General features: G+C 42.2%; 4 protein-coding genes. All 4 read left to right on the top strand.

Going from position 1 to position 4377, the window contains the following annotated elements; genetic code table 11:
- Positions 1-1281 (top strand): glycosyltransferase (locus KJ970_21255; protein MBU2693453.1); only part of this gene is annotated, 1281 nt, incomplete at its 5' end.
- Positions 1278-2177 (top strand): glycosyltransferase, encoded by a 900-nt coding sequence (locus KJ970_21250; protein MBU2693452.1) that lies wholly within the window; start codon positions 1278-1280, stop codon positions 2175-2177. The genes KJ970_21255 and KJ970_21250, both read left to right, overlap by 4 nt.
- Positions 2178-2232: 55 nt before the next feature.
- Positions 2233-3333: a glycosyltransferase family 4 protein gene (locus tag KJ970_21245; protein ID MBU2693451.1), complete on the top strand. Its 1101-nt coding sequence runs from the start codon at positions 2233-2235 to the stop codon at positions 3331-3333.
- On the top strand, positions 3326-4318 hold the full coding sequence (locus tag KJ970_21240) for a glycosyltransferase family 4 protein (GenBank protein ID MBU2693450.1): 993 nt from the start codon (positions 3326-3328) through the stop codon (positions 4316-4318). Before KJ970_21245 ends, KJ970_21240 begins: the two co-directional genes overlap by 8 nt.
- Positions 4319-4377 lie beyond the last annotated feature (59 nt).

Genomic DNA, 4377 nt, shown 5'->3' with positions numbered 1-4377 from the left:
TCATTATTTGATCTGGATGTTGACGTTGCTTCGGTCGACGATCTGGCAGGCTTTAAGGGCAGGGGGTTTGAGACGGTAGTGATCAACGGGGTCATCGAATTTGTGGAAGATCATGAGCTTGTAATGGGCCAAGCCCTCAAGTTATGTAATGAAAATGGCCGATTGATCTTGGCCGCTTCTCAACGCCAGGTAAATAGATCGCAAAAACGATGTTTTAACGAGCGAGATATATGCTCTTTACTTTCTAACTTTTCGATGGCGCCGCATGAAATTAAGCTTGTGAAGGGCCTTTGGTGGCTGGCTGTTGCAGATTTGAACAAGACCGTGGCCAAGCCCGAGGCCGCCCAAGTTTTATTGAAGCAGGGACATGAGCCGCCCGTTGTGAGCGTTATTATCATAACTCATGATCGAAGCCGGTATTTAAAAGAAGCGATCGAGAGCGTTCTTGCGCAAACTTACAAGGACCTTGAAATAATCGTGGTTGACGATGGCTCAACCGATGATACCAGGTCAGTGGTTGAGGGGTTGAATGACCTGCGGATCAGATATTTTTACAAAGATCATAGCGGCATCTCGGATTCCAGAAATTATGGCATCAGCAAGGCCCGGGGGAAATACATTCTCTGGTTGGATGATGATGACCTCCTTATGCCGAATGCTTTGCGGCTGCAGATCGAAATATTCGAAAGAGAACCCCAAACGGATATTATTTATGTCGACCATTATTTTATGGACAACCATGGAAAAGTCGACTATCACTGCTATGATTACAGGTCTGACGATCCTCCAGAATTGATCGCTTCAGCGATATATTGTGCCCCTATAAGGAATCTCGGGACGATGATAAAAAGAAGTCTTTTTGATGAGATCGGAGGTTATGATATAACCCTTCAGAAAGCTGAAGATCATGATCTTTGGATCAGGGCATTAAAAAAAGGGTGTAAATTCAAACATCTGGCCTTGCCTTTGTGTAAAAGGCGTTTTCATCAAGGCAAGATCACTAAAAGACTAAGCAATGAAAGAAAAAACGAATTAGAGGTTTTTCGGAGACTGCTCAACACTTTTCCGGTGGAAATGATCTTTCCGCGCCAAACGGTTAACGATGTCCGAATCGAGGTGGCTAAGGTGTTTTATGTTTTTGGGTCATATGATGAATGCATTAGTTGTTTGCGCAGGTCCCGCATCCTGGACTTTGAAGTATTAGTTCTTTACATGAAATCTCATTTCCGTAGAATGTTTCCGGTATGTGCTGAAATAATGGAGAAAACAATAAGGCCATGATGAAGCCGTTCGTCAGTGTGAATATTGTAACCCGAAATATGGGGGCATTTTTGGGAGAATCCTTGGAAAGCGCATTGAACCAAACTTATAAGCGCTTTGAAGTAATTGTCGTCGATGACGGTTCGACCGATGATACAAAGGAAATTGTACAAAGCCATAAATCAGAATTCATAAAATACTTTTATAAGGAACCAACGAATATACCTGACTCCAGGAATTATGCTGTCAAACATTCTATGGGAGATTATATTGTTTGGCTTGATAGTGACGATGAATTAGACGCGCGTGCGCTTGAATCGATGGTTTCTGCCTTTAATGAAGACCCTGATGTGTCTATTGTATATTCTGACCATTATCTTGTAGATAATTGTGGTAAGGTTTACCATCGTTTTAAATATACAGATAACCCAAATAATGGAGCGCTTATAGTTGCTGCAGTGAATTGGACGCCTATATTGCAATGCGGCACAATGCTAAAGAGAAAAGTTTATGAAGAAGCAGGGGGTTACGACACCGCATTTTTAAAATCAGAAGACCATGAATTTTGGGTGCGGGTCCTAAAGAAATATAAGTTTAAGCATGTTGCTTTGCCGCTATATTACAGGAGGACCCATCCAGACAATATTAGCAATCGGTTTTTAGAAAATGATCCCCGCGCTGAAGTGCTAAGGAGGATGTTGAAGGTGTTTGCCTTGGAAGAAATGTTTCCTAATACCCCTAAAGCAGGGGCTTTCAACCGTATTGGCGAACTATTTATGGAGAGGGGCGCATATAAGGATTCTTTGGCATATCTTGTAAGAAGCTTAATGCTTTTTCCTAGATATTCTACTTTGATGCTGTTGGCAAAACTTCATTGGAGAATAATATTTAGCTTTTTCAGGACAAAGGGCAGATAGCATGAGGATAGCTTATATTTTGGGATCTTTCCCATCGATAACAGAAACTTTTATAATGAACGAACTTATTGAACTGATCAACAACGAGGTCAATGTCTCGATCTTTTCACTGGACCTGCCTAATCATGATATTTTGCACCAGGAAATAAGTAGAAATGATCTATTGAGCAGGACTTTTTATTTTAGATTTCGCAATATACTCAAATTGAGATCAAAATTCGGGTTCTTAATGAAGCTGCTTGCGCAAAATAAAAGCGGCTCCTCGCAAAGGATCAAGCTGGCCTATTTTGCTCAACTTGCTCAGGAAATGAAATGTGACAGGCTGCACAGCCATTTTGTTCACAAGCAGGCTGATGTTATAAGCAGGCTGTCGGATCTCCCGCTTAGTATAACCGCTCATTGTTATGAAGAACAAGCAATGTCAGAAGACGCAAAACGCAGGCTTGAGAAGATCATCGAAAGATGCGCGTTTGTAGTTACGGCAACCGATTTCGCAAAAGCGGGCTTAAGCAAATTAGCGCCGCGGGACACAAAGAAGATCAAGACTATAAGATGCGGCATCAGCCTGCGGAAATTTTCTTCGCAAGATATTCGGCGTAGTACAACTTTCAATATCGTTTCGGTCGCAGGCCTTTATCCTCGCAAAGGGACCAGATATTTGATCGAGGCACTAGGTTTGATCAAGAATAAGGCGGATTATAAGCTTTATCTGGTCGGCGATGGCCCGGAGCGGCCAAATTTGGAGGAGGTTGTCGACGCTTGGGGGATCAGCGGCTTCGTTGAGTTTATCGGTCATGCGGACAGCGAGGCAGTCCTTAATTATCTTAAGATCGCAGATTGTTTTGTCCTGCCTTGTATTGTGACAGGGGATGGCTTGATGGATGGCCTGCCCGTCGCCCTTATGGAGGCGATGGCCATGCGGATCCCGACTATTTCAACCCCAGTGGCAGGGGTCCCTGAATTGATCATCCACGATCAGAACGGGTTAGTTGTGCCGCAGGCAGATCCGAGGGCTTTATCCAGGGCTATCATGAGGTTATATGACAATCGAGAATTATGCGAGCTTCTTGGAAGGAATGCCAGGGAAAAGATCGAAAAAGAATATGATGTCAAAATTACGGCAAAACAGTTGGCGCGGGAGTTTTGTAATGCCTAAAAAAATGCTGTTTATATATCCTATCTGGGGAATGAACGCAAGTTTTATCAAAAAAGATATGGAGATATTGAACAGTCATTTTGACTTGACCCCGCTTTATTATAGGCAGGATGATAGGTTGTTTTTTTTGAGAGTTATTAAGCATCTTTATGGCAAAGATGCTTGTTTTGTTTGGTTCGGTGGCATCCATGCTTTTTGGGCCTGGCTTGCTTGCAGGATATTAGGAAAAAAACATATTATTGTAGCGGGGGGATATGATGCCATATATATGCCTGAAATTGAGCATGGGTTAAGATTTGAAGGCAAAGGATGGCGGCGGGCATATTTTGCCTTCAGGCATGCTGATTTGGTATTGGCTGTCTCGAAGTGGCATTTAAAAAGTTTACAAAAGGAATGCGGACCTTCAGAAAAGTTTAAAATTTTATATCATGGATTTGCTGATTCATGCTTGATTTCAAAAGGGAGGCAACCTGATACTGTCTTGATGGTTTGCCATTTGCACAAGAAGAATATTGCGCTCAAAGGGATTGAACATTATATTTCTGTGTCAAAACAGATGCCCCATGTTAAGTTTATACTTGTGGGTGGGGGGGATAAGATTATACAACGGTATTTAATGTCTATTGCTCCAAAAAATATGAAAATTTTAGGGTCATTGCCGCAGAAGAGAGTCGAAGAAATTATGAAAGTGAGCAAAGTATATTTACAACTATCATATGTGGAAAGCTTTGGCTGCGCTCTGGCCGAAGCCATGATGTGCGGTTGTATTCCTGTTGTTACGAGGGGAGGGGCTTTGCCCGAAGTGGCGGGAGATAAAGCATTTTATGTTGACTATGGTGATATCCCTGCGATTGTAAGCGCAATAAAGAATGCATTAGTGCAGGATAATGGGGATATTTTCAGAAAGCACATACTTAAATTATTTCCTATCAAGGCAAGGGAAGAGGCCTTGTTGAGAATATGTGAGGATGATGCAGAATCATGAGATTTTTAAGCGATTTTGAGGTGTTTGAGTGATATCGTTCATTATTCCTGTTTATAATG

The organism is Candidatus Eisenbacteria bacterium (assembly GCA_018831195.1).
Classification (GTDB): Bacteria; Eisenbacteria; RBG-16-71-46; order CAIMUX01; family JAHJDP01; genus JAHJDP01.
The sequence above is the reverse complement of the archived record's forward strand: the minus strand, read 5'-3'. Positions and strand labels throughout refer to the sequence as shown.